The 21466-nt window shown below is 70.9% G+C and carries 19 protein-coding genes; 13 read left to right on the forward strand and 6 right to left on the reverse strand.

Translation table 11 applies throughout. The features are described from left to right. The first annotated feature begins 1 nt into the window (after position 1). The 7 genes from ACZ6CV_RS03190 (at position 2) to ACZ6CV_RS03220 (ending at position 6043) form a co-directional block, all read left to right on the forward strand. The gene (locus ACZ6CV_RS03190) at positions 2-802 is read left to right on the forward strand and encodes a cell division protein FtsQ/DivIB (RefSeq protein WP_469249198.1); all 801 of its coding nucleotides are present in this window, start codon (positions 2-4) and stop codon (positions 800-802) included. Positions 803-1077: 275 nt separating this feature from the next. Further along, complete coding sequence (gene ftsZ, locus ACZ6CV_RS03195) at positions 1078-2319, forward strand: cell division protein FtsZ (RefSeq protein ID WP_469249200.1); 1242 nt, start codon at positions 1078-1080, stop codon at positions 2317-2319. Then, the gene (gene pgeF, locus ACZ6CV_RS03200) at positions 2316-3047 is read left to right on the forward strand and encodes a peptidoglycan editing factor PgeF (protein ID WP_469249201.1); all 732 of its coding nucleotides are present in this window, start codon (positions 2316-2318) and stop codon (positions 3045-3047) included. The genes ftsZ and pgeF overlap by 4 nt, the downstream gene beginning before the upstream one ends. 6 nt (positions 3048-3053) lie before the next feature. Next, complete coding sequence (locus ACZ6CV_RS03205) at positions 3054-3773, forward strand: YggS family pyridoxal phosphate-dependent enzyme (protein WP_469249203.1); 720 nt, start codon at positions 3054-3056, stop codon at positions 3771-3773. Positions 3774-3898: 125 nt separating this feature from the next. After that, positions 3899-4534 carry a cell division protein SepF gene (locus tag ACZ6CV_RS03210; RefSeq protein WP_361729959.1) on the forward strand — a complete coding sequence of 212 codons (636 nt, stop codon included), beginning with the start codon at positions 3899-3901 and terminating at the stop codon, positions 4532-4534. A gap of 71 nt (positions 4535-4605) precedes the next feature. Next, complete coding sequence (locus ACZ6CV_RS03215; protein ID WP_355813542.1) at positions 4606-4890, forward strand: YggT family protein; 285 nt, start codon at positions 4606-4608, stop codon at positions 4888-4890. Positions 4891-4936: 46 nt separating this feature from the next. After that, positions 4937-6043 carry a DivIVA domain-containing protein gene (locus ACZ6CV_RS03220; protein ID WP_469249205.1) on the forward strand — a complete coding sequence of 369 codons (1107 nt, stop codon included), beginning with the start codon at positions 4937-4939 and terminating at the stop codon, positions 6041-6043. 145 nt (positions 6044-6188) lie between these two features. Here ACZ6CV_RS03220 and ileS read toward each other — a convergent pair whose 3' ends face one another. Continuing rightward, the gene (ileS, locus tag ACZ6CV_RS03225; RefSeq protein ID WP_469249207.1) at positions 6189-9332 is read right to left on the reverse strand and encodes an isoleucine--tRNA ligase; all 3144 of its coding nucleotides are present in this window, start codon (positions 9330-9332) and stop codon (positions 6189-6191) included. Positions 9333-9928: 596 nt separating this feature from the next. On the opposite strand from ileS, the gene ACZ6CV_RS03230 reads away from it, so the two are divergent. The 5 genes from ACZ6CV_RS03230 (at position 9929) to ACZ6CV_RS03250 (ending at position 14909) form a co-directional block, all read left to right on the forward strand. Continuing rightward, positions 9929-11014 (forward strand): TraR/DksA family transcriptional regulator, encoded by a 1086-nt coding sequence (locus tag ACZ6CV_RS03230; RefSeq protein ID WP_469249208.1) that lies wholly within the window; start codon positions 9929-9931, stop codon positions 11012-11014. A 78-nt stretch (positions 11015-11092) separates the two neighbouring features. Further along, positions 11093-11734 carry a signal peptidase II gene (gene lspA / locus ACZ6CV_RS03235; RefSeq protein WP_469249209.1) on the forward strand — a complete coding sequence of 214 codons (642 nt, stop codon included), beginning with the start codon at positions 11093-11095 and terminating at the stop codon, positions 11732-11734. 70 nt (positions 11735-11804) lie between these two features. Further along, positions 11805-12746, forward strand: a complete 942-nt coding sequence (locus tag ACZ6CV_RS03240) for an RluA family pseudouridine synthase (RefSeq protein ID WP_362377031.1) — start codon at positions 11805-11807, stop codon at positions 12744-12746. Then, complete coding sequence (locus tag ACZ6CV_RS03245) at positions 12743-13213, forward strand: GNAT family N-acetyltransferase (RefSeq protein WP_358704482.1); 471 nt, start codon at positions 12743-12745, stop codon at positions 13211-13213. Before ACZ6CV_RS03240 ends, ACZ6CV_RS03245 begins: the two co-directional genes overlap by 4 nt. Before the next feature lie 109 nt (positions 13214-13322). After that, on the forward strand, positions 13323-14909 hold the full coding sequence (locus ACZ6CV_RS03250) for a Na+/H+ antiporter (RefSeq protein ID WP_355813523.1): 1587 nt from the start codon (positions 13323-13325) through the stop codon (positions 14907-14909). Positions 14910-14936: 27 nt separating this feature from the next. On the opposite strand, the gene ACZ6CV_RS03255 is transcribed toward ACZ6CV_RS03250, so the two are convergent. Then, a complete protein-coding gene (locus tag ACZ6CV_RS03255) occupies positions 14937-16037 on the reverse strand; it encodes a mechanosensitive ion channel family protein (RefSeq protein ID WP_469249210.1) in 1101 nt (366 codons plus the stop codon). 43 nt (positions 16038-16080) lie between these two features. On the opposite strand from ACZ6CV_RS03255, the gene ACZ6CV_RS03260 reads away from it, so the two are divergent. Next, positions 16081-16650 carry a dienelactone hydrolase family protein gene (locus tag ACZ6CV_RS03260; protein WP_469249211.1) on the forward strand — a complete coding sequence of 190 codons (570 nt, stop codon included), beginning with the start codon at positions 16081-16083 and terminating at the stop codon, positions 16648-16650. Positions 16651-16716: 66 nt separating this feature from the next. Here the strand turns inward: ACZ6CV_RS03260 and ACZ6CV_RS03265 are convergent, their stop codons facing one another. The 4 genes from ACZ6CV_RS03265 to ACZ6CV_RS03280 all read right to left on the reverse strand — a co-directional run bounded on the left by ACZ6CV_RS03265 (position 16717) and on the right by ACZ6CV_RS03280 (position 21372). Continuing rightward, positions 16717-18375 (reverse strand): alkaline phosphatase D family protein, encoded by a 1659-nt coding sequence (locus ACZ6CV_RS03265; RefSeq protein ID WP_469249212.1) that lies wholly within the window; start codon positions 18373-18375, stop codon positions 16717-16719. 83 nt (positions 18376-18458) lie between these two features. Then, on the reverse strand, positions 18459-19259 hold the full coding sequence (locus ACZ6CV_RS03270) for a DsbA family protein (RefSeq protein WP_469249213.1): 801 nt from the start codon (positions 19257-19259) through the stop codon (positions 18459-18461). A gap of 44 nt (positions 19260-19303) precedes the next feature. Further along, positions 19304-19987: a hypothetical protein gene (locus tag ACZ6CV_RS03275; protein WP_358705703.1), complete on the reverse strand. Its 684-nt coding sequence runs from the start codon at positions 19985-19987 to the stop codon at positions 19304-19306. Between the two features lie 56 nt (positions 19988-20043). Continuing rightward, positions 20044-21372 carry a DUF2252 domain-containing protein gene (locus tag ACZ6CV_RS03280; protein WP_362377039.1) on the reverse strand — a complete coding sequence of 443 codons (1329 nt, stop codon included), beginning with the start codon at positions 21370-21372 and terminating at the stop codon, positions 20044-20046. Positions 21373-21466: the final 94 nt, after the last annotated feature.

Here is a 21466-nt window from a genome sequence, read left to right on the forward strand (position 1 = left end):
CGTGGCCGGACCGACCACCGCCGAACGGCAGAAGAAGAAGTCCGGCCCGCCCCGCCCGCCGCGCGTCCGCCGCCCGGCGCTGCCGCGGCTGTCGCGCTCGCGCACCCTGATTGTCATTCTGGTGCTCGTCGTACTGCTCGGCGCCGGCGGCGTCTGGGCGCTCTACGGCTCGCAGTTGCTCCGCCTGGAGCAGGTGAAGGCGTCGGGCACCGAGGTGCTGACGCCCCAGGAGGTGCGCGAGGCGGCCGACGCCCCCGTCGGGGCACCACTGATTTCGGTCGACACCGACGCCATCGAAGACCGGTTGCGGTCAAAATTGCCCCGCATCGACTCAGTTGACGTCGTCCGGTCCTGGCCGCACGGAATCGGACTCAAAGTGACGGAACGCAAGCCCGTTCTTCTCATCGAAAAGGGCGGAAAGTTCGTCGAAGTGGACGCCAAGGGAGTGCGATTCGCCACGGTCGACCAGGCGCCGAAGGCGGTGCCCCGGCTCGAATTGGCGCCAGACCGGGAGAGCGGGGCGGCGAGCCTGCGCCGGTTCGGCACCGGCCGGCTGCTGCGCGAGGCGGTGCGGGTCGCGGGCGATCTGCCCCCGACGGTCGCGGGGGCCACACGGACCGTCAGGGTCCGCTCGTTCGACGCCATCTCGCTGGAGTTGAGCGGTGGGCGCACCGTCGCATGGGGCAGCGGCGAGAAGGGCCGGACGAAAGCCGGCACCCTCATCGCACTCATGAAAGCAGCTCCGAAGGCAAGCCACTTCGATGTGAGCGTCCCCACCGCCCCTGCGTCGTCGGGGAGTTGACGCATATCGTCGCAGGCCAGCACCCTGGTTCGGCAGCGCTACGGCTGATCACATAGGGTGAAAAGAAAAACGGGAGGTTCGGCGTGTTCGTTGAACGTGCGCCACTTGTCGACTTAGTGTCCTGTTCGGAAGAGTCCAAGGAACAGACACACTGGTAACCCTAAACTTCAGCGTTAGGGTTCGGGTCGGCGTTCGGACCGTCCCATTCGGCATCAGTCGCCGCCTCGCATCGATGCGAAACGGCGACACGTAACTCGAGGCGAGAGGCCTTCGACGTGGCAGCACCGCAGAACTACCTCGCAGTCATCAAAGTCATCGGTGTCGGCGGCGGTGGTGTCAATGCCATCAACCGGATGATCGAGGTCGGTCTCAAGGGCGTCGAGTTCATCGCCATCAACACCGACGCGCAAGCCCTGTTGATGAGCGACGCCGACGTCAAGCTCGACGTCGGCCGTGAACTCACCCGCGGCCTCGGCGCCGGGGCAAACCCGGCCGTCGGCCGCAAGGCCGCGGAGGACCACCGCGAGGAGATCGAGGAGGTCCTCAAGGGGGCCGACATGGTCTTCGTCACCGCCGGCGAAGGCGGTGGCACCGGCACCGGCGGCGCACCTGTCGTCGCCAACATCGCGCGCTCGCTCGGCGCCCTCACCATCGGCGTGGTCACCCGGCCGTTCACCTTCGAGGGCCGGCGCCGCGCCAACCAGGCCGAGGACGGCATCGCGGAGCTGCGCGAAGAGGTCGACACCCTCATCGTCATCCCCAACGACCGGCTCCTGTCCATCTCGGACCGCCAGGTCTCCGTCCTCGACGCGTTCAAGTCGGCGGACCAGGTCCTGCTCTCCGGTGTCCAGGGCATCACCGACCTCATCACCACGCCCGGCCTGATCAACCTCGACTTCGCCGACGTCAAGTCGGTCATGTCCGAGGCCGGTTCGGCGCTCATGGGCATCGGCTCGGCCCGCGGCGACGACCGCGCGGTGGCCGCCGCGGAGATGGCGATCTCCTCGCCGCTCCTGGAGGCGTCCATCGACGGAGCGCGGGGAGTCCTGCTCTCCATCTCCGGCGGCTCCGACCTCGGCCTCTTCGAGATCAACGAAGCGGCCCAGCTGGTCAGCGAGGCCGCGCACCCCGAGGCCAACATCATCTTCGGCGCGGTCATCGACGACGCGCTCGGCGACGAGGTCCGGGTCACCGTCATCGCGGCGGGCTTCGACGGCGGGCAGCCGCCGTCCAAGCGGGACACCGTCCTCGGCTCGGCGTCCGGCTCGGCCAAGCGCGAGGAGCCGGCCCCGTCCGCCGCCTCGACGCCGTCCCGCCCCGCCGAATCGTCCCGCCCGGCCTTCGGCGGCCTCGGCAGCGTCACGCCGCGCGACGAGCCCTCGACCCCGGAGCCGGCCGAGCCGGCCCCGACGAACGAGGCCCCGTCCGCGCCGTCGACCCCGCCGCAGGTCCCGCCGGCCCGTCCCTACCAGGACAGCCAGGCCGAAGAGCTGGACGTGCCGGACTTCTTGAAGTGATAAGCAAGCACAGCACCGTGAGCGGCGCGCACTTCGCCTTCACCGACAGGTGGGGCGGGGTGAGCGCCGTTCCGTACGAAGAGCTCAACCTCGGCGGCGCGGTCGGCGACGACGCCGAAGCGGTGCGCGCCAACCGCGCCTTGGCCGCCAAGTCCCTCGGCGTCACACCGGACCGGGTCGTCTGGATGCACCAGGTGCACGGCCGCGAGGTCGCGGTGGTCGACGGTCCCTGGGGCCCCGACGCCGAAATCCCCGCCGTCGACGCCGTGGTGACCGCCCGCGCCGGCCTCGCCCTCGCCGTCCTCACCGCCGACTGCACGCCCGTACTGCTCGCCGACCCGGTCGCCCGGGTCGCGGCCGCGGCGCACGCGGGCCGCCCGGGCATGCTGGCGGGCGTCGTGCCCGCCGCCGTCGAGGCCATGGTGGAGCTCGGCGCGGACCCCGGGCGCATCGTCGCCCGCACCGGACCCGCGGTCTGCGGCCGGTGCTACGAAGTGCCGGAGGCGATGCGCGCCGATGTCGCCGCCGTTGAGCCGACGGCGTACGCCGAAACCAGTTGGGGCACGCCCGCGGTCGACGTGACCGCCGGGGTGCACGCCCAGCTGGAGCGGCTCGGGGTGGTGGACCGGGAGCAGTCGCCGGTGTGCACCCTGGAATCCGGTGACCACTTCTCGTACCGCCGCGACCGGACCACCGGTCGTCTCGCGGGCTATGTCTGGCTGGACTGATAGGGCATGACGGAACGCAAGTCCCAACTCGCGGCAAATCTGGCGGCGGTCGAGGAGCGCATCGCCGCGGCGTGCGCCGCGGCCGGACGCAAGCGGGAGGACGTGACCCTCATCGTGGTCACGAAGACCTACCCGGCGAGCGATGTGCGGCTCCTCTCGGAACTCGGCGTGCGGCACGTCGCGGAGAACCGCGACCAGGACGCGGCGCCGAAGGCGGCCGAGTGCGCGGATCTCCCCCTCACCTGGCACTTCGTGGGCCAGTTGCAGACCAACAAGGTCCGTTCCGTGGTCGGTTATGCCGATCTGGTGCAGTCGGTCGATCGTCCCAAGCTCGTCACAACTCTGTCGGCGGCCGCGGTGCGCGCGGAGCGCGAGGTCGGGTGCCTCATCCAGGTCGCGCTCGACGCCGAGGAGAACGGGCGGGGCGAGCGGGGTGGGGTCGGACCCGGCGGAATCGAGGAGTTGGCCGACCTCGTGGCTGCGGCGCCGGGGCTGCGGATCGACGGTCTGATGACCGTCGCCCCGCTCACCGGGCCGTACGCGGGGCGGCAACAGGCGGCGTTCGAGCGGTTGATGGAATTCTCAACCCTCATGCGCGCGACCCATCCGGCTGCGAACATGGTGTCAGCAGGGATGAGTGCGGACCTCGAGCAGGCCGTTTCGGCCGGGGCGACACATGTGCGCGTCGGTACGGCGGTACTCGGAGTCCGACCCGGGCTCGGGTAACGTCGCCAAGAAGTCGGACCACAGCAGAAAATATGGTCATTCCCGCTGATCCGGCGGGGATACCTCGTGGATCGCGGGCAGTTGGTGACGACAGCCGATCCACCACAGAGCGGAGGACTCAGAGCATGGCCGGCGCGATGCGCAAGATGGCGGTCTACCTCGGCCTCGTGGAGGACGATGGGTACGACGGTCCGGGGTTCGACCCCGATGACGAGTTCGAACCCGAGCCGGAGCCCGAGCGCGACCGCAGAAGGCACGAACCGTCCCATCAGTCGCACCAGTCCCATCAGTCACAACGGGACGAATCGGTACGAGTGGTGCAGCCGCCCGCCCAGCGTGAACCGGCGCCGCATTCCGCTTCGCTGGCCGCGGAATCCGGACGTCCGGCACGAATCGCCCCCGTGGCATCCATCACACCTGAACGCCAGAGCCTGGAGAAGAACGCACCGGTGATCATGCCCAAGGTCGTGTCCGAGCGGGAGCCCTACCGCATCACCACATTGCACCCCCGGACCTACAACGAGGCCCGTACCATCGGGGAACACTTCCGCGAGGGCACTCCGGTGATCATGAATCTGACCGAGATGGACGACACGGATGCGAAGCGACTTGTCGACTTTGCCGCCGGTCTGGTCTTCGGTCTGCATGGCAGCATTGAACGAGTGACGCAGAAGGTGTTCCTGTTGTCGCCTGCTAACGTCGATGTAACGGCGGAGGACAAGGCTCGCATCGCAGAGGGCGGGTTCTTCAACCAGAGCTGAGACGCAGTAGTTGCCGTAGACGCAGTACCGGAACGACGAGCACGGGAAACAGGGGAGAGGGAACCGCGGACATGAGCGTGGTCGGGCAGGTGCTTTACATCGCGCTGATGTGCTTCCTCATCGTGCTGATCTTCCGGTTGGTCATGGACTACGTCTTCCAGTTCGCCCGCTCATGGCAACCCGGCAAGGCGATGGTGGTCGTTCTGGAGGCCACCTACACTGTCACTGATCCACCGCTCAAGCTTCTGCGGCGGTTCATTCCGCCGCTGCGTCTCGGGGGCGTGGCGCTCGACCTGTCCTTCTTCGTACTGATGATCATCGTCTACATCCTGATCACCGTAGTGAGCTGGCTGTGAACGATACGGTCTTGCCGAATGCCGACGACTACGTTGAGGTGAAGAGATGCCGTTGACCCCCGAGGACGTGCGTAACAAGCAGTTCACGACCGTCCGCCTCCGAGAAGGCTATGACGAGGACGAGGTCGATGCCTTCCTCGATGAGGTCGAAGCCGAACTGACCCGCCTCCTCCGTGAGAACGAGGACCTGCGCGCCAAGCTCGCGGCGGCCACCCGTGCCGCCGCGCAGAACCAGCAGCAGGGCGGCATGCGCAAGGGCCCCGGCCCCGACGGGCCGCAGGACCAGCGCGGTCCCGGCGCCCCCGTACCCGCCGCAATATCGGGTCCGCAGCCGGTCCCGCCGCAGCAGCAGCAGATGGGCGGCCCCATGGGCGGCCCGCCGCAGCTGCCCGGCGGTGCGCCGCAGCTGCCCGCAGGCCCCAGTGGGCACGGCCCGCAGGGCGGTCCGCAGGGTCCCGGCGGCCCCATGGGCCAGGGTCCGATGGGTGGCCCGATGGGCGGTCCCATGGGCGGCCACGGTCCGCAGATGCCGCAGCCCGGTCAGGGTCCCGGTGGCGACAGCGCCGCCCGTGTGCTCTCCCTGGCGCAGCAGACCGCCGACCAGGCGATCGCGGAGGCCCGTTCCGAGGCCAACAAGATCGTCGGCGAGGCGCGCTCGCGTGCCGAGGGCCTCGAGCGTGACGCCCGTGCCAAGGCCGACGCCCTGGAGCGGGACGCGCAGGAGAAGCACCGTGTCGCGATGGGCTCCCTGGAGTCCGCCCGCGCCACGCTGGAGCGCAAGGTCGAGGACCTGCGCGGCTTCGAGCGCGAGTACCGCACGCGTCTGAAGTCCTACCTGGAGTCGCAGCTGCGCCAGCTGGAGACCCAGGCCGACGACTCGCTGGCCCCGCCGCGTACTCCGGCCACCGCCTCGCTGCCGCCGTCCCCGGCGCCGTCGATGGCTCCGGCCGGTGCCGGTGCCCCGTCCTACGGCGGCAACCAGTCGATGGGCGGCGGCAACCAGTCCGCCGGTGGCCCGTCGTACGGCGGCCAGCAGCAGATGTCGCCGGCGATGACCCAGCCGATGGCGCCGGTGCGGCCGCAGGGCCAGCAGCCGATGCAGCAGGCCCCGTCGCCGATGCGTGGCTTCCTCATCGACGAGGACGACAACTGACGGGCGATCCCACGCCGTAGCGGCGTCGGCAGCGTTCAGGGCCGGGCCCCCAGACATCTGGGGGCCCGGCCCTTTTGTGTGCTCAGGAGCCGCGGGGTACGCGAAAGGCCCGGTCCTCAACGGGACCGGGCCTTTGCGTGAGCGCTTACGCCTTGCGGAGGCGGAACGTCAGCTTCAGGGCGTCGTCCGTGAACGGCTCCCCGAAGGTGTCGTCGGCCTCGCCCTCGGCGAAGTCCGTGGCGAGGACCTCGTCCGCGATCAGCTCGGCGTGGTCGGACAGGGCGGTGACGACCACCGCGTCCGGGGAGGTCCAGCGCAGGGCGATGCGGTCCGCGACGTCCAGGCCGCTGTTCTTGCGGGCCTCCTGGATCATCCGGATCGCGTCACGGGCCAGGCCGGCCCGGCGCAGCTCCTCGGTGATCTCCAGGTCGAGGGCGACCGTGGCGCCCGACTCCGAGGCCACCGACCAGCCCTCGCGCGGGGTCTCCGTGATGATGACCTCGTCCGGGGCCAGCGTCACCGTCTCGCCGTCGACCTCGACCGAGGCCGTGCCCTCGCGCAGGGCGAGGGAGAGCGCGGCCGCGTCGGCCTCGGCGACGGCCTTGGCGACCGCCTGGACGCCCTTGCCGAAGCGCTTGCCGAGGGCCCGGAAGTTCGCCTTGGCGGTCGTGTCCACCAGGGAGCCGCCCACCTCGGAGAGGGTCGCAAGCGAGGAGACGTTCAGCTCCTCGGTGATCTGGGCGCGCAACTCCGGACCCAGCTTCTCGAAGCCCGCGGCCGCGATCAGCGCGCGGGAGAGCGGCTGACGGGTCTTGACGCCCGACTCCGCGCGCGTGGCGCGGCCCAGCTCCACCAGGCGGCGGACGAGGAGCATCTGCCGGGACAGCTCCGGGTCGATGGCGGAGAGGTCCGCCTCCGGCCAGGAGGAGAGGTGCACCGACTCCGGGGCGTCCGGGGTGACGGGCACGACCAGGTCCTGCCAGACACGCTCGGTGATGAACGGCGTCAGCGGGGCCATCAGGCGCGTGACGGTCTCGACGACCTCGTGCAGGGTGCGCAGGGCCGCCTTGTCGCCCTGCCAGAAGCGGCGGCGGGAGCGGCGCACGTACCAGTTGGAGAGGTTGTCGACGAAGACGGACAGGAGCTTGCCCGCGCGCTGGGTGTCGTAGCTCTCCAGGGCCTGGGTGACCTGGTCGGTCAGCGCGTGCAGCTCGCTGAGCAGCCAGCGGTCCAGGATCGGCCGGTCGGCGGGCGCCGGGTCGGCCTCGCTGGGTGCCCACGCCGACGTACGCGCGTACAGCGCCTGGAAGGCGACCGTGTTCCAGTACGTGAGGAGCGTCTTGCGGACGACCTCCTGGATGGTTCCGTGGCCCACCCGGCGGGCCGCCCAGGGGGAGCCGCCGGCCGCCATGAACCAGCGCACCGCGTCGGCGCCGTGCTGGTCCATGAGCGGGATGGGCTGCAGGATGTTGCCCAGGTGCTTGGACATCTTGCGGCCGTCCTCGGCGAGGATGTGACCGAGGCAGACCACGTTCTCGTAACTCGACTTGTCGAAGACGAGGGTGCCGACTGCCATCAGCGTGTAGAACCAGCCGCGCGTCTGGTCGATGGCCTCCGAGATGAACTGCGCTGGGTAGCGGCTCTCGAAGAGCTCCTTGTTCTTGTACGGGTAGCCCCACTGCGCGAACGGCATCGAACCCGAGTCGTACCAGGCGTCGATGACCTCGGGCACGCGCGTGGCGGTGCTGCCGCAGCCCTCCTGCGGGCACGCGAAGGTGATCGCGTCGATGAACGGGCGGTGCGGGTCGAGCTCCGACTGGTCCGCGCCGGTCAGGTCGGAGAGCTCCGCGCGCGAGCCGACGCAGGTGAGGTGTTCCTCCTCGCAGCGCCAGATGGGCAGCGGGGTGCCCCAGTAGCGGTTGCGGGAGAGCGCCCAGTCGACGTTGTTGGTCAGCCAGTCGCCGAAGCGGCCGTGCTTGACCGAGTCCGGGAACCAGTTGGTCTTCTCGTTCTCCTGGAGGAGCCGGTCCTTGATGGCCGTGGTGCGGATGTACCAGGACGGCTGCGCGTAGTAGAGCAGCGCCGTGTGGCAGCGCCAGCAGTGCGGGTAACTGTGCTCGTACGCGATGTGCTTGAAGAGCAGCCCGCGCTCTTCCAGGTCCTTGGTGAGGGTCTCGTCGGCCTTCTTGAAGAAGACACCGCCGACGAGCGCCACGTCCTCCTCGAAGGTGCCGTCGGGACGGACCGGGTTCACGACCGGAAGGCCGTACGCGCGGCAGACCTTGAGGTCGTCCTCACCGAAGGCGGGGGACTGGTGGACCAGACCGGTGCCGTCCTCGGTCGTGACGTAGTCGGCGTTGACGACGTAGTGCGCCGGAGCCGGGAACTCCACGAGCTCGAAGGGACGTTGGTAGGTCCAGCGCTCCATCTCGGCGCCGGTGAAGGTCTCGCCGGTCGTCTCCCACCCTTCGCCGAGGGCCTTCTCGACGAGCGGCCGGGCGACGACGAGCTTCTCCTCGCCGTTGGTCGCGACGACGTACGTGACGTCGGGGTGCGCGGCGACGGCGGTGTTGGACACCAGGGTCCACGGGGTCGTCGTCCAGACCAGGAGGGCGGCCTCGCCCGCGAGGGGACCGGAGGTGAGGGGGAAACGGACGTAGACGGAGGGGTCGACGACCGTCTCGTAGCCCTGCGCCAGTTCGTGGTCGCTCAGGCCCGTGCCGCAGCGGGGGCACCAGGGGGCGACGCGGTGGTCCTGGACCAGGAGGTCCTTGTTGAAGATCTCCTTGAGGGACCACCAGACCGAGTCCACGTACTCGGGGTTCATCGTGCGGTACGCGTCGTCGAGGTCGACCCAGTACCCCATGCGGGTCGTGAGGTCGGCGAAGGCGTCGGTGTGCCGGGTCACGGACTCACGGCACTTGGCGTTGAACTCGGCGATGCCGTACGCCTCGATGTCCTTCTTGCCGTTGAACCCGAGCTCCTTCTCGACGGCGAGCTCCACGGGCAGGCCATGGCAGTCCCAGCCGGCCTTGCGGGCCACGTGGTAGCCGCGCATGGTGCGAAAGCGCGGGAAGACGTCCTTGAAGACGCGGGCCTCGATGTGGTGGGCGCCCGGCATGCCGTTGGCGGTCGGCGGGCCCTCGTAGAACACCCACTCGGGGCGGCCCTCGGACTGCGCGAGGCTCTTTGCGAAGATCTTCTGCTCTTGCCAGAAGTCGAGCACGGCGTGCTCGAGGGCGGGCAGGTCGACCTGGGCGGGCACCTGGCGGTACTGCGGCGGCGTCATCGACGAACTCCTCCAACGGATGTGCTGCCTTCCGTCGGAGGGACGAGAGCTGTGTGCGCCTGGTGCGGCGCGCTCCCGCGGTACCACCCTCCTTGGCCCTCCGGAACGGGGTTTCGTGCCGGTGAGCCCCCTCATTGGGGTCGCGAAACCGGGTCTACCGGCCGGGCCCGAGGGCTGCGGCTTTCTTCCGGCGGCTCCGGGGTGATCTTCACGTCGCGCTGGCCCCCGGGCTCACACCGTCCCCGGGTCGCTCATGGCTGCGTACGCCGCTACTCGTCCCCATCCACGCTTCTCGCTGCCGCCCAGTGTACGGCGCCGGTGCGGGGGCGGCCGACCGCTTTTTGGGAGCCGTGGGGCGGGTGGGGAACCAGGGGCGTACTGACCCGAATGGCGACATGCGGGTCGGGCGGTTCCGGGCGGGTGCCGGGCGGCGGATTACCCGGCAGGGAGTTGGGCACAACGCATGCAGACTCGCCGCGCGGTACCCGCGGGGCGGGCGGATCGGGCGGCGTGCCCCGTTGCCGCGGGCCTGGAGTCGATTTATCGTCCCAGCACGATTCGCGAGCAAGATCACAATATGTGAAGGGGCCGCGGCCATGGTGGCGAAGAAGACCGCCGTACAGCAGTCGGCGTCCGGCAGATCCACCGGGGCGGCCGCGGTGACGTCCAAGGATGTGAGCGGCAAGAAGAGCACGCACGGGGCCAAGGCGGCGCAGGTGTCCGACACCGCGCGGGCAGGCGGTGAGGACCCGTCGCAGGAGGCGGGGCCGGCCGGGCCGAAGGCCGCGGCGAAGAAGGCGGTCGCCAAGGCGAAGAAGGCGGTGGCCAAGAAGACCGCGGTCAAGAAGGCGGTGACCAAGGTCGGCGAGAGCAAGAAGACCGCGGCCACGGAGACGGCCGCCTCCGAGGCTCCGCCGTCGAAGACCGCCGCCAAGAAGGCCACCCCGAAGAAAACGGCGGCCAAGAAGGCGGCTGCGAAGAAGCCAGCTGCCAAGAAGGCCCCGGCGGAAGCCGAGCCTCCGGCAGAAGCCCCAACCAAGAAGACCGCCGCGAAGAAAAGCGCGACCAAGAAGAGCGCGGCCCACCAGAGCGCGACCAAGAAGAGCGCTGCCAAGAAGAGCACCAGCACGGTCAAGGAGACGGCCGCGTCCGCGGCCGAGGACGCGGCTGAGGCCGCGGAGACGACGGGAGCCACGACGGTGGTTGCGAAGAAGACTCCGGGCACGGCGACAGCGGCGAAGACGGCGACGGCGGTGCCCAAGGCGCGCGGGACCGCGGCGGAGCCCGGCGAGCTCGCGGTCCGGCCCGGCGAGGACCCGTGGACCCCGGAAGAGGTCGCGGAGGCGCGCACGGACCTGCAGAGCGAGGCGCTGCGGCTCAGCAGCGAGATCGCCGCCTCCGAGGAGGCCCTCGCGGGTCTGATGCGGGACTCCGGCGACGGGGCGGGCGACGACGAGGCGGACACCGGCACGAAGAACATCACGCGGGAACACGAGATGTCGCTCGCGGCCAACGCGCGCGAGATGCTCGAACAGACCGAGCGGGCCCTGGAGCGGCTCGACGCCGGGACGTACGGGCTCTGCGAGAACTGCGGCAACCCGATCGGCAAGGCGCGGATGCAGGCCTTCCCGCGCGCGACGCTGTGCGTGGAGTGCAAGCAGAAGCAGGAACGCCGCTACTGAGCCCGGCCTGGGCGCCGGGGACCGTACGCGTGTGCCGTACCCTCGTCCCCAGTCAGGTACCTAGGTCGAGGGACTCACGTGGCAGAGGCGGAGCGCATCATCGGTACGCCGGACATCCCCGAGGAGGCCGGGGCGGAGCCGGAGCAGTCCGGTGCCGCCGCGGATCAGGACGGCTCGGCGGACAAGGGCTCGGCGGACACCGGATCGGCGGACAAGGGCACGGCCCCGGGCAAGGGCAGGCGCCGGATCGCCGTGCTGTTCGCGGTGGCCGTCGTCGCGTACGCCCTGGACCTGGTCAGCAAGATGATCGTGGTCGCGAAGCTGGAGCACCACGACTCGATCGAGCTCGTCGGGGACTGGCTGCGGCTCACCGCCATCCGCAACGCGGGCGCGGCCTTCGGCTTCGGTGAGGCCTTCACCATCATCTTCACCTGCATCGCCGCGGCGGTCATCGTGGTGATCGCGCGGCTCGCCCGCAAGCTGTACAGCCTGCCGTGGGCCATCGCGCTCGGCCTGCTGCTCGGCGGCGCCCTGGGCAACCTCACCGACCGCCTCTTCCGCGCGCCCGGCGTCTTCGAGGGCGCCGTGGTCGACTTCATCGCCCCGAAGGGCTTCGCGGTCTTCAACCTCGCGGACTCGGCGATCGTCTGCGGCGGCATCCTGATCGTGCTGCTCTCCTTCCGCGGCCTGGACCCGGACGGCACGGTCCACAAGGACTGAGACCCCGGGGCCCGGGCGGTACGAAGGGCTGTGGTGCGGGAGTGTCGGTGGGCTCCTGCATACTCAATGGGTGAGCACGATTCCCGAGATCCGAACCCTGCCCGTGCCGGACGGCCTGGAGGGCGAGCGCGTCGACGCCGCCATCTCGCGCATGTTCGGGTTCTCCCGTACGAAGGCCGCCGAGCTCGCCGCGGCGGGGAAGGTCGCGGTCGACGGCTCGGTGGTCGGCAAGTCCGAGCGGGTGCACGGCGGCGCCTGGCTGGAAGTGGAGATGCCACAGGCGCCCGCTGCCGTGCAGATCGTCGCCGAGCCCGTCGAGGGCATGGAGATCGTGCACGACGACGACGACATCGTCGTGATCGTCAAGCCGGTCGGCGTGGCCGCGCACCCGAGCCCCGGCTGGACCGGCACGACCGTGATCGGCGGCCTCGCCGCCGCGGGCTACCGGATCTCCACCTCCGGCGCCGCCGAGCGCCAGGGCATCGTGCACCGCCTGGACGTCGGCACCTCCGGTCTGATGGTGGTCGCCAAGTCCGAGCGCGCGTACACCTCGCTGAAGCGCCAGTTCAAGGAGCGCACGGTCGACAAGCGCTACAACGCGCTGGTCCAGGGCCACCCCGACCCGATGAGCGGCACCATCGACGCCCCCATCGGCCGCCACCCGAACCACGACTACAAGTGGGCGGTCACCGCCGAGGGCAAGCCCTCCGTGACGCACTACGACCTCATCGAGGCGTTCCGCGCTGCCTCGCTGCTCGACATCAAGCTGGAGACGGGCCGCACCCACCAGATCCGCGTGCACATGGCGGCGCACCGCCACCCCTGCGTCGGCGACCTGACGTACGGCGCGGACCCGACCCTCGCCAAGCGCCTCGGCCTCACCCGCCAGTGGCTGCACGCCGTCCGGCTCGGCTTCGAGCACCCGGGCGACGGCCAGTGGGCGGAGTTCGAGAGCCAGTACCCCGACGACCTGCAGCTGGCGCTGGACCGGGTGCGCGCGGAGAGCTCGTGACCGCGGTGACCGTCCGGGTCGCGGCGGGCACCGACGACCTGGAGGCCTGCTTCGCGGTCCGCAAGGACGTCTTCGTGGCCGAGCAGCAGGTGCCCGAAGAGCTGGAGTACGACGCGTACGACGCCGGGGCGGTGCACGTCCTGGCCGTGCGCGAGGACGGTGTCCCGCTGGGCACCGGACGGCTCCTGACCGGCGCGGCCGCCGCCGCGAAGAACGGCGGGGACGCCGCAGTGGGCGCCCTCGGCCGGCTCGCGGTGACCCGGGCCGCGCGCGGGCTGGGCGTGGGGGCCGCCCTGGTCCGCGCCATCGAGGACGCGGCCCGCGCGCGCGGCCTGACCGCCGTCGACCTGCACGCACAGACACATGCCCTGGGTTTCTACGAACGCCTGGGGTACGAGGTGTACGGACCGGAGTTCCCCGACGCGGGGATCCCGCACCGGGCGATGCGCAAGCCGCTGGACCGCTGACGGCGACCCCGCCGCGCGAAGGCGTCGAAGGGCATTGGTCCGGGTTCGCGGTGATTGCGTGGCAGGGTTGAGGTCTTGATCGTTCGAATCTCGACCCGGAGTGCACACCGTGGACCAACTGGCGCTGGTGCTCATCTTGCTGCTCGGTGCCGTGATCACGGTTCCGCTGGGCGACCGGCTCGGGCTGCCCGCACCGGTCCTGATGACGCTCGCGGGGATCGGCATGGCGCTGCTGCCGTTCGTGCCCAACGTCGAGATCCCGCCCGACTACATCCTTCCGCTGGTCCTGCCGCCGCTGCTCTACGCCTCCGTGCAGCGCACCTCGTGGCGGCAGTTCACGGCCAACATCCGGCCCATCTTCCTGCTCGCCGTGGCGCTGGTGTTCGTGACGACGGCGGCGGTCGCGGCGATGGCCAACGCCATAGTGCCGGGGCTGCCGCTCGCCGCGGCCGTGGCGCTCGGTGCGCTGGTGGCGCCGCCCGACCCGGTCGCCGCGACCGCCGTCGCCGGGTCCCTCGGGCTGCCGCGCAGGCTGGTGTCGATCCTGGAGGGCGAGGGGCTCTTCAACGACGTCACGGCGATCGTGCTCTACCACGTGGCCATCGCGGCCGCGGTGAGCGGCACCTTCTCGCTGCCGTCCGCCGTGGGCCTGCTCGTGCTGTCCGGCGTGGTCGCCGTCCTCGTCGGCCTGGTGCTCGGCTGGCTCACCAACAAGCTGATGGGGCTGCTCGGCGACGCCACCCTGCAGACCGGCCTCACCCTCCTCGTGCCGTTCGTCAGCTATGTGCTCGCCGAGGAGCTGCTCGGCTCCGGCGTCCTCGCCGTCCTCACCACGGCGCTCTACCTCGCGGAGAACGCCGTCGACGCCGACGACGTGCTCGGCCGGATCACCGGGCAGACCTTCTGGCAGATCGTCGACACCCTGGTCACCGGCATCGCGTTCGGCCTCATCGGCCTCGAACTGCACAACGTCTTCGGCATCGCGAAGGGCCACCAGTGGCAGATGTACGGCTGGGGCGCGGCGATCGTCGCCGTCGTGGTCGGCGTACGGCTGCTCTGGCTGCTGCCCGCGACCTGGCTGGCCAAGCGGCTGCACAAGCGGCGGGACGTCGACGAGGAGATCCCGACCACCTGGCGCGAGACCGTCGTCATGTGGTGGTCGGGGATGCGGGGCGTGGCCTCTGTGGCGCTGGCCCTCGCCATTCCGCTCAAGACGGACGACGGGAGCCCGTTCCCCGGCCGTGACGAGATCATCTTCATCGCGTTCTGCGTGATCATGGCGACCCTCGTCGTCCAGGGGCTCACCCTGCCCTGGCTGGTCCGCAAGCTCAACGTACGCGCGGACGCCGACGCGGAGCGCGAGCTGGAGCGGACGCTCGCGCTCCGCGCGGCCAAGGCAGCCAAGCGGCGCCTCAAGGAGATCGAGGACGTCGAGGAACTCCCCGACGACCTCTCCGAGCGGCTGCACCGCGGCGCCCTCGACATCGGCGCCAGGATCAGCCCCGACCTGCTCGACGACGAGCGGCGCGCCCGGTACGCCAAGCGCGTCGACCGCCTCAAGGCCGTCCAGCGCATCCAGCGCGACATGATGTCGGCCGCCCGCCACGAGGTGCTCGCGGCGCGCAGCGAACCCGGCGCCGACCCGGAGGTCGTCGACCGGGTCCTGCGCCACCTCGACGTACGCAGCCTGCGCTGAGCACCGGGCGGGCCGGCCGTCGGCGCCTCAGCCGCGGCCCGTGCGCGGCACCTGCGGCGAGAGCGGCTCGTACCGCGACCGGTGGCCGTTGGTCAGCGGCTCGACGGCCGAGACGGTGGTGACCCGCGGCAGCGCGTAGGGGTGGTGCTCGGTGAGCCAGCGGATCATCTGCTCGCGCACCGTGACCCGCACCGTCCATATGTCGTCCGCGTCCTTCGCGGTGACCAGGGCGCGGACCTGGATGGTGCTCGTCGTGGTGTCCGTGACCGCGAGGCCCCAGTCCCTGCCGTCCCACGCCGCGCAGTCGCGCAGGATGTCGTGGAGCCGCTCGCGCATCAGCGCGATCGGCGCCGAGTGGTCCAGCTGGAAGAAGACGGTGCCGGTCATCTCCGCGCCGCCCCGCGACCAGTTCTCGAAGGGCTTCGCCGTGAAGTACGACACGGGCATGGTGATCCGGCGCTCGTCCCAGGTCCGGACGGTCAGGAAGGTCAGCGTGATCTCGTCGACCGTGCCCCACTCGCCGTCCACCACCACCGTGTCCCCGAGCCGCACCATGTCGCCGAAGGCGATCTGCAGTCCGGCGAAGAGGTTGCCGAGGGTGGACTGGGCGGCGACACCGGCGACGATGCCCAGGATGCCGGCGGAGGCGAGCAGCGAGGCACCCGCCGCCTGCATGGCGGGGAACGTGAGCAGCATCGCGGCGACGGCCACCACACCGACGATCGCGGTGACCACCCGCTGGATGAGGGTCACCTGGGTGCGGACCCGGCGGACCCGGGCCGGGTCCCGGTGCATGGCCGCGTACCGGGCGTACGACGACTCGACGATCGCCGCCGCGATCCGCACGACCAGCCAGGCGGTGGAGCCGATGAGGACCAGGTTGAGGATCTGGCCGGTCACCGCCGAGTGGTCCTTGGTGAGCTTGGCCTGGTCGTAGGAGCCTCTCAGCAGGGCGGTGCACAGGACGACCTGCAGGGGGACGCGGCCACGGCGGAGCAGACCCCACAGCGGGGTCTCGTGGTGCCGCTCGTCGGCCCGGCGCAACAGCACGTCGACCAGCCAGCCGACGATCACCGTGAGCACGACCGAGCCGCCGATCACGATCAACGGACGCAGTACGTTCTCCATGCCGCCGAGCGTAGTGGGCGGGGCCAAATGGCACGATGGCCCCATGAACATCATGCTTTTCCACTCGACGTACGGGTTGCGGCCCGCGGTGCACGCGGCGGCCGGCCGCCTGCGCGCCGCGGGGCACGAGGTGTGGACCCCGGACCTCTTCGAGGGCCGCGTCTTCGACGACGTCGAGGAGGGAAGGGCCTTCCAGGACGAGCTCGGCAAGGACGAGCTCCTGAAGCGGGCGATCCTCGCCGCCGCGCCCTACTCGGAGCGCGGCCTGGTCTACGCGGGCTTCGCGCTCGGCGCCGCGACCGCGCAGACCCTCGCCCTCGGCGACGAGCGGGCCCGCGGCCTGCTGCTCCTGCACGGCACCTCCGACATCGCGGAGAACGCGTCCGTGGACGAGCTGCCGGTGCAGCTGCACGTCGCCGAGCCCGACCCGTTCGAGTCCGACGACTGGCTGAGCGCCTGGTACCTGCGGATGGGGCGGACGGGGGCCGATGTGGAGGTCTACCGCTACGCGGGCGCCGGACACCTCTACACCGACCCGGACCTGGACGACTACGACGCGCAGGCCGCCGAGGCGACGTGGCGCACGGCACTCGGCTTCCTGGAGACGCTCTAGCCGTCCCCCCCAGCCGTCCCCTCTGGCCGTCCCCCGGGCCGTCGTCCCGCTGGCCGCCCCCGCGCGTCAGCGCACCGGCGCGTCCACCCGCTCGACCTTCTGCGTGCCGCTGAGCGTGCGGTACGAACGGACCCAGGACGAGGTCGCCCCGGGGTCGGCCCGGTCGGAGATCACGTAGTAGTCCATCTGCGAGCGCTCGGCGGTGACGTCGAGGACCCCGTAGCCGTGCGAGTCCATGTCCAGCCACTTCACATGGCGGTTGGCGGCCTTGATGGCGCCGACGGCCACGAGCGAGAGCGTGTGCGGGGCGACGTGCAGCAGGTCGTCGACGTTGTCGGAGCTCACCGACGTGACCACGAACTCCGTGGCGGCGGAGGCGGAGAGCGGGTACGTGGCCGCCGTGGCCGGCACGTCGTTCGCCCAGGCCATGTGGATGTCACCGGTCAGGAAGACGGTGTTCTGGATCTTCCTCTCGCGCAGGTGGGCGATGAGCTCCTTGCGGTCGTCGGTGTAGCCGTCCCACTGGTCGGTGTTGACGGCCACGCCCTCCTCCGGCAGGCCGAGCAGCTTCGCGAGGGGCTTCAGCAGGTGGGCCGGCAGGGAGCCGAAGGCGACCGGCGAGATCATCACCGAGGTGCCGACCAGCTTCCAGGCGGCGTCCGACGCGGCGAGGCCCGCCTTCAGCCAGTCGAGCTGGGCGCGGCCGGTGATCGTACGGTCCGGGTCGTCGACCGAGCCGCTGCCGACTCCCGCCTGCTCGGAGCGGAAGGACCGCAGGTCGAGCAGGTGCAGATCGGCGAGCTTGCCGTAGCGGACGCGGCGGTAGACGGTGCCCTCGGTGGAGGGGCGCACCGGCATCCACTCGAAGTAGGCCTGCTTGGCGGCGGCCATGCGCGCGGCCCAGCTCCCCTCGGTCCCGTCGGTGTGGTTGACCGCACCGCCCGACCAGGCGTTGTCGGCGAACTCGTGGTCGTCCCAGATGGCGATGACGGGGTGCGTGGCGTGCATCGCCTGCGCGTCGGGGTCGGTCTTGTGGGCTCCGTGCCGGACGCGGTAGTCGGCGAGCGTGGTGATCTCGTGTCTGGGCTCGTGCGGGCGCACCACGTACTCGGCAGCCGGGTACTCGCCGCTCTTGTACTCGTAGATGTAGTCGCCGACGTGCAGCACCGCGTCGAGCTCGGTGCGGGCCGCGAGGTGGCGGTACGGGGAGAAGTACCCCGCCTCCCAGTTGGCGCAGGACACCACGCCGAAGCGGATGTTGTGCGCGGAGGCGTCGGGCGCGGGGGTGGTGCGGGTGCGGCCCACGGGGGAGTGGACGTCGCCCGCGGAGAACCGGAAGTAATAGGTGCTCGCCTGGCGCAGGCCCCTTACGTCGGCCTTCACGGTGTGGTCGGCGGACGCCCGCGCGGTGGTGCTGCCCCGGCCGACGACCCGGGTGAAGCCCTTGTCCTCGGCGACCTCCCAACTCACCGCGGTGTCCGGCCCCTTGCCGGAGCCCGGCACGGCGTCCGGCACGGGCGTCACCCGGGTCCACAGCAGGACACCGTCGGGCAGCGGGTCCCCGGAGGCCACGCCGTGGTGGAACGCCGGCCCCTCGGCGGCGTGCGCGGGTATCGCGGCGAGCGGGGCGCCGAGGGCGGCGGTGGCGGCCGCGGCCTTGACCACCGTACGGCGGCTGGGAGCAGGGGAGTTGAGCGACGACTGCAGATCGTTTCGACTGGTCACGGGCGATCACGATACTGAGCGGTCCACGCACGAGGGGGGCGAACCCGGTAAGTCCGCCCCCCTCGCACGGGATGATGAGCTCGCTACTTCGTGACGCCCGCCTTCTTCAGGGCCGCCTTCCAGGCGTCGGGGGTCTTCGGCGTCTCGACCACCTTGTCGTTGATCTTGATGGTCGGGGTGGACTCCACGCCCTTGGCCGACTGGAAGGAGTCGCCCATCTTGAGCGCCCAGGGGTCGAAGGTCCCCTTCTCGACGGCGCTCTTGAACTTCTTGTTGCCCTTGAGGGCGTCCACGGTGTTCGCGACCTTGATGAGGTAGTCGTCCTCGGCGAAGTCGTCGGCCGTCTCCTCGGGGTGGTACTTCGTCGAGTACAGCGCGGTCTTGTACTCCAGGAACGCGTCGGGGCTGACGTCGAGGGCGGCGCCGAGCGCGCTGAGGGCGTTCTTCGACCCCTCACCCGAGAGGTTGTTGTCGAGGAAGGTTCCGAGGGTGAAGGTCAGCTTGTAGTCGCCGTCCTTCATGCCCTTGTCGATCGCGGAGCCGATGGACTGCTCCATGGCCGCGCAACCGGGGCAGCGCGGGTCCTCGTACAGGTGGACCGTGTTCTTCGTGGCGGACTTGCCGATCGTGACCGTGGTGCCGTTCTTGCCGGAGGTGTTCGCCGGGGTGACCACCTTCGCGTCGGCGGCCTCCTCCCACTTCGAGGGCGCGTTGGACTGCATGACGGCATAGCCGACGCCGCCGGCGATGGCCAGGACGGCGACGATGGAGACGCCGACGATGACGGTCCGCTTGCGCTTCTCCCGCTTGCGCTCGGCTTCCTGCTGGGCGCGGATCCGCTCGCGGGCGGCGGACTTGGCGGCCTGGCTGTTGCGCTTGCTCATGATCTTCTTCTCCGGGTACGTGACTGCGTAGGGGGCTGCGGTGCTCAGGCGAAGGCGGCCGAGCACGGCGGTCCACGCCGCCCCACGAAGTGCACGAGCAGGCGCGTACGCGTGACCCGCGCCCGGCGCTCGGGGCGCGGCAGGCGCTGTACGGGCGGGCGCGGCGCGGTCACCGACGCGACCACGAGCAGCAGCGGCCGGAACGTCGCCGCGCCGACCGCGCGCAGCAGCTGGGCCAGTGCCCGCTCGCCGCGCCGCAGCCAGGCCGCCGCGAGGAGGCCCACACCGATGTGCGCGCCGAGCAGCAGCCAGGCGGCGCCCGGGTCCATGTCGGCGAGGAGCGAGGCGGTGCCGTGCCCCTCGGCGGTCATCCGGGCCAGCGGGGTGCCGACGGGGGCGCCGCCGCACAGCACGTCGAAGCCGACGGCGCGCAGCGGGCCCGCGACGGGGCCGCCGGCCTCGCCGTAACAGACGTGCTGGCCCGCGGTGAACACCGTGTCGGCGGCCAGCTCCAGGGGGATCAGGAGGGCGGCGATGTGGCCGTAGCCCCGCTCGTGCCCCGCCGTCGCGTAGGCGATGGCGAAGACGGCGGCGGCGATCGCCGCGACCGTGGCCGGCGGCAGGGGAGCGCGGGACAGCAGCACGTGCGACGCGGCGGAGAGCGTCACGACGAGTGCCGTGAAGAGCGCCGCGCGCACGGCCCTGAGCTGCGTCCCGGATATGTCCATCGCCGAGGAGTGTGCCATGTGTTCCTGTGGGAGCCCCGCGATGGGGCCCCGCAGGACTACAGGCCGGGGATCCGGCCGTTGCGGAACAGGTCGACGAAGATCTGGTGGTCGCCGCGCGCGCGTGCCCCGTAGCTGTGGGCGAAGTCCACGAGCAGCTCCGCGAAGCCCTCCTCGTCGGCGGCGATGGCGGCGTCGATGGCGCGCTCGGTGGAGAACGGCACCAGCTCCGAGTGGCCGCTCTCGTCGTCCGCCGCGGCGTGCATGGCGGCCGTGGCGCGGCCCAGGTCGGCGACGACCGCGGTGATCTCGTCCAGGTCGTCGATGTCCGACCAGTCCAGGTCCACGGCGTACGGCGACACCTCGGCGACCAGCTGTCCCGCGCCGTCCAGCTCGGTCCAGCCCAGCCACGGGTCGGCGTGCGCCTGCAGGGCGCGCTGCGAGATGACCGTGCGGTGGCCCTCGTGCTGGAAGTAGCCGCGGACCGCGGGGTCGGTGATGTGGCGCGAGACCGCGGGGGTCTGGGCCTGCTTGAGGTAGATCACGACGTCGTTCTCCAGGGCGTCGCTGTTGCCCTCCAGGAGGATGTTGTACGACGGCAGGCCCGCGGAGCCGATGCCGATGCCGCGGCGCCCGACGACGTCCTTCACGCGGTAGGAGTCGGGGCGGGTGAGCGAGGAGTCCGGCAGCGTCTCCAGATAGCCGTCGAAGGCGGCGAGCACCTTGTAGCGGGTGGCGGCGTCGAGTTCGATGGAGCCGCCGCCCGGCGCGAAGCGGCGCTCGAAGTCGCGGATCTCCGTCATCGAGTCCAGCAGGCTGAACCGGGTCAGCGAGCGTGCGTCGCGCAGCGCGTCCAGGAGGGGGCCCTGGGCGGTGTCCAGCGTGAAGGGCGGCACCTCGTCGCTCTTGGCGCCCGTCGCCAGGTCGTGGATCCGCGCGCGGTACGCCGTGGCGTACGCCCGCACCAGGCCGGTGATCTGCTCGTCGCTCAGCGCCTTGCTGTAGCCGATGAGGGCCACGGAGGCGGCGAAGCGCTTCAGGTCCCAGGTGAAGGGGCCGACGTACGCCTCGTCGAAGTCGTTCACGTTGAAGATGAGACGGCCCTGGGCGTCCATGTACGTGCCGAAGTTCTCCGCGTGCAGGTCGCCGTGGATCCACACCCGGCCGGTGCGCTCGTCCAGGTACGGGCCGCCGTGCTGCTCGCGCTCCTGGTCGGCGTAGAAGAGGCAGGCCGTGCCGCGGTAGAACGCGAAGGCGGAGGCCGCCATCTTCCGGAACTTCACCCGGAACGCGGCGGGGTCGGCGGCGAGGAGCTCGCCGAACGCGGTGTCGAAGACGGCGAGGATCTGCTCGCCGCGCTGCTCAGCGCTGGGCTGCGGGACCGACATCGCTGGGTGCCTCCTGGTACGGGGGTGGTGCGTGACACGGGGGCGGACGCTCCGCTCCCGGGGACAGGGGATCTTCCGCCCCTTCGGGACAGGT

The sequence above is a fragment of the Streptomyces sp. NPDC041713 genome (assembly GCF_055591085.1).

What these genes read in the sequence shown, in the direction of transcription:
- ACZ6CV_RS03205 (WP_469249203.1), top strand. Translation starts at nt 3,054, where the DNA reads ATGACGGAACGCAAGTCCCAACTCGCGGCAAATCTGGCGGCGGTCGAG.
- ACZ6CV_RS03210 (WP_361729959.1), top strand. Translation starts at nt 3,899, where the DNA reads ATGGCCGGCGCGATGCGCAAGATGGCGGTCTACCTCGGCCTCGTGGAG.
- ACZ6CV_RS03215 (WP_355813542.1), top strand. Translation starts at nt 4,606, where the DNA reads ATGAGCGTGGTCGGGCAGGTGCTTTACATCGCGCTGATGTGCTTCCTC.
- ACZ6CV_RS03220 (WP_469249205.1), top strand. Translation starts at nt 4,937, where the DNA reads ATGCCGTTGACCCCCGAGGACGTGCGTAACAAGCAGTTCACGACCGTC.
- ileS (WP_469249207.1), bottom strand. Translation starts at nt 9,332, where the DNA reads ATGACGCCGCCGCAGTACCGCCAGGTGCCCGCCCAGGTCGACCTGCCC.
- ACZ6CV_RS03230 (WP_469249208.1), top strand. Translation starts at nt 9,929, where the DNA reads ATGGTGGCGAAGAAGACCGCCGTACAGCAGTCGGCGTCCGGCAGATCC.
- ACZ6CV_RS03255 (WP_469249210.1), bottom strand. Translation starts at nt 16,037, where the DNA reads ATGGAGAACGTACTGCGTCCGTTGATCGTGATCGGCGGCTCGGTCGTG.
- ACZ6CV_RS03260 (WP_469249211.1), top strand. Translation starts at nt 16,081, where the DNA reads ATGAACATCATGCTTTTCCACTCGACGTACGGGTTGCGGCCCGCGGTG.
- ACZ6CV_RS03270 (WP_469249213.1), bottom strand. Translation starts at nt 19,259, where the DNA reads ATGAGCAAGCGCAACAGCCAGGCCGCCAAGTCCGCCGCCCGCGAGCGG.
- ACZ6CV_RS03275 (WP_358705703.1), bottom strand. Translation starts at nt 19,987, where the DNA reads ATGGACATATCCGGGACGCAGCTCAGGGCCGTGCGCGCGGCGCTCTTC.
- ACZ6CV_RS03280 (WP_362377039.1), bottom strand. Translation starts at nt 21,372, where the DNA reads ATGTCGGTCCCGCAGCCCAGCGCTGAGCAGCGCGGCGAGCAGATCCTC.